This is a genomic window from Kerstersia sp., assembly GCF_052103615.1.
Lineage (GTDB): Bacteria > Pseudomonadota > Gammaproteobacteria > Burkholderiales > Burkholderiaceae_B > Kerstersia.
Genome location: NZ_JBQEKA010000011.1, coordinates 1 through 3034 on the forward strand (window position 1 = coordinate 1; position 3034 = coordinate 3034).

Below are 3034 nucleotides of genomic sequence, written 5' to 3' on the forward strand. Positions count from 1 at the left end.
GTCCCGGAATAGAGCACCAACATAACGGATAGTCCATCCATATTATTTTTAACTGCGGTAACAGGCATGCGCTTGGTCGGTGGCGACGCAGGCGCGCATTCGCGGCAGGTTACGTCCCGGTATAGGGCCGATTAGGCCGCGCGGCAAAAAAAGGTAACGATTTTGCCGGACACACTCTTCGGGACGATTCTACAAACGCTATCATAGCGCTTGTCCCGTCCCGGGCGATACTGTGAGGAATTTTTATGAGCCAAAAGACCGGAATTTTGCAAGAGTTTCGCGAATTTGCCCTTAAGGGGAGCGTTGTTGACCTTGCCGTCGGTGTGATTATCGGCGGTGCGTTCGGCAAGATTGTGGACTCCCTGGTGAAAGATGTGATCATGCCCATTGTGAATTTCATCCTGGGCGGATCGGTGGATTTCACCAATAAGTTCCTGTTGTTGTCCGCCCCGGATGGCTATACCGGCCCGATGACCTACGCTGACCTGACGGCAGCGGGGGCCATTGTGCTGGCCTGGGGAAGTTTCGTGACTATCCTCATCAACTTCATCCTGCTGGCGTTTGTCATCTTCTGGATGGTCAAGGCGATCAACCGTGTCCGCCGCGCCGCTGAAGCCAAGGAAGAGGCGGTGCCGGAAGCACCCGCGCCGACGCCGGATGACGTGGTGCTGCTGCGTGAAATCCGCGATCTGCTGAAGAAGTAATTCTCACTGTCCTGGATAGGCCTGGTGGCCGGCAGCATGCCGGCCACCAGGTTTTTTTTATGGGGCGCGCGGCGGGCGCTCCCGCCTGCGGCGAATTGTTGCAGGCCGCCGGACACGCTGGAGAGGCGTGCGCCCGCCGCGTTTGCGCCGGGTCAGGCAGGGCGGGTCAGGCCAAAGGCATCAGGCCGAATGCATCAGGCTGGATTGGGCAGGTCAATGAAATCGACGCGGATGCCAAATTGTTCCGCGACGGCCTGCCCCAGCGCCAGGGCGCCATAACGTTCGGTGGCATGGTGGCCGGCACTGATGAATACGGCGCCGTTTTCCGCTGCGATGTGGGCGCTGGGTTCGGAAATTTCGCCGGTGATGAAGGTGGTGGCCCCGGCGTCCAGCGCGGCTTCGAAGAATCCCTGGGCGCCGCCAGTGCACCAGGCAATGCGGCCCGGGGCCTGATTGCGGTCACCCGCGATAACGGGCTGGCGTTGCAGGCGTTCCGCGATCCGGGCTTCCAGTTCGGCCACGGTGCGGATGCCCGGCGCCTGGCCCAGCCAGATCAGTTTGTCCGGGCCACAGGTGTGCGGCGCGCCATCGGTGCCGCGTTCAGGTTCCAGCCCCAGAACACGCGCCAGTTGCGCGTTGTTGCCCAGGGTGGGGTGGGCGTCCAGCGGCAGGTGATAGGCCAGCAGGTTGAGGTCGTGGGCCAAGGCCAGGCCGATACGGCGTTTTTTCATGCCGCGGATGCGGGCGTCCTCATTGCGCCAGAACCAGCCATGGTGCACCAGCACGCCGTCGGCGCCACGCGCGACGGCTTCCTGCAGCAAGGCTTCGGAAGCGGTGACGCCGCTGATCAGGTGCCGGATAACAGGACGGCCTTCTACTTGCAGCCCGTTAGGGCAATAATCCTTGAATCGTGCGCTTTCCAGTGTCTGGTCCAGCCACTGCAACAATTCCTGTGTTTGAATCTGGCTCATTGTCTGTGATTCCTCTATGTCTATGCGTCGTCTTTGGCTGATTTTCTCGCAAACTGTCGTTTTCTGCCTGGCAGTCCTGTTTGTGCTGTCCATTTTCAAGCCGGAATGGCTGCGGCCCGGCGGTGGCGGCGTTTTGTCGCCGCAGGCCCAGGCGGCGCCGGTATCTTTCGCCCGCGCGGTGGAGCGCGCCGCGCCCGCGGTGGTGAATATTTACACGACGCAGCGCGTGAATGTGCCGGTGATTCCGCTGCCGGATGATCCGATGCTGCGTGAACTGTTCGGCATGGTGCCAGGGCTGAGCGAAGAGCAGGAACGCAATAGCCTGGGTTCGGGCGTCATGGCCAGCCGGGACGGATATGTGTTGACCAATCACCATGTGGTGCGGGCGGCGGATTCCATCGAAGTGGCCTTGCATGATGGCCGGCGTTTCAAGGCGCGCCTGATCGGGGCGGACCCGGAGACGGATCTTGCGGTGCTCAAGATAGAAGGCAAAGATTTGCCCTATTTCGAGTCGGTGCAACGCCAGCCCCTGGAAGTGGGGGAGATCGTGCTGGCGATCGGCAATCCTTTCGGTTTCGGGCAGACCACTACCATGGGGATTGTATCGGCCGTGGGCCGCACCGGCCTGGGCATCAATACCTACGAAAACTTCATTCAGACGGACGCGGCCATTAATCCCGGCAATTCGGGCGGCGCCCTGGTCGATTCGAACGGCGTGCTGGTGGGGATCAATACGGCCATTTATTCGAAAACGGGCGGGTCGCTGGGGATCGGATTCACGATTCCCATCAGCAGCGCGCTGGCGATCATGCAGGAAATTATCGCGCATGGCAGCGTGCAGCGCGGCTGGATGGGCCTGGAAACCCAGGATATGACGGAAGACCTGGCGCGTGCCTTCGGCATGGAAAAGACCGAAGGCGTCATTGTCGCGGCTGTCTTGCGGGATGGGCCGGCGCACCGTGCCGGGATGCAGGTGGGCGATATCCTGCTGAGCCTGAATGACAAGCCGGTGTTGCGCACGGCCGAAGCGCTCAATTCGATTGCCCAGCTGCCGCCGGGCACTAAAGTGGTGTGGGAGCTGCTGCGCAATGGCAAGCGGATCCGCTTGTCGGTGGAGATCGGTGTCCGGCCGGTGGCGCCGGATGCGGTCGTGCCTGTGGAAGAATAGCGGGCACCGCATGCGTAATCAGCGGTTGTCCGCTGCGGGTTCCCGCGCTGGGTGAGGGCGGGCCGGGGCGTGTGGGCGATCAGGCTCATACTGCCGGGCTTCAGGGCTTCAGGGCTTCAGGGCTTCAGGGCTTCAGGGCTTCAGGGCGCGTCCGGTTCGTGGGTTTCCCGGCAGGCATCTGCGGCCATTTG

The 3034-nt window shown here is 61.9% G+C and carries 3 protein-coding genes; 2 read left to right on the top strand and 1 reads right to left on the bottom strand.

The genetic code is table 11. From position 1 onward, the window contains the following. The first annotated feature begins 245 nt into the window (after positions 1-245). Complete coding sequence (mscL, locus tag ACTJGZ_RS04660; RefSeq protein ID WP_441661782.1) at positions 246-704, top strand: large conductance mechanosensitive channel protein MscL; 459 nt, start codon at positions 246-248, stop codon at positions 702-704. A gap of 194 nt (positions 705-898) precedes the next feature. On the opposite strand, the gene ACTJGZ_RS04665 is transcribed toward mscL, so the two are convergent. After that, positions 899-1675, bottom strand: coding sequence for a Nif3-like dinuclear metal center hexameric protein (locus tag ACTJGZ_RS04665; protein ID WP_441661783.1), 777 nt, complete (start codon positions 1673-1675; stop codon positions 899-901). Between the two features lie 22 nt (positions 1676-1697). Here ACTJGZ_RS04665 and ACTJGZ_RS04670 point away from each other — a divergent pair, with 22 nt between their 5' ends. Then, positions 1698-2843: a trypsin-like peptidase domain-containing protein gene (locus tag ACTJGZ_RS04670; protein WP_441661840.1), complete on the top strand. Its 1146-nt coding sequence runs from the start codon at positions 1698-1700 to the stop codon at positions 2841-2843. Positions 2844-3034: the final 191 nt, after the last annotated feature.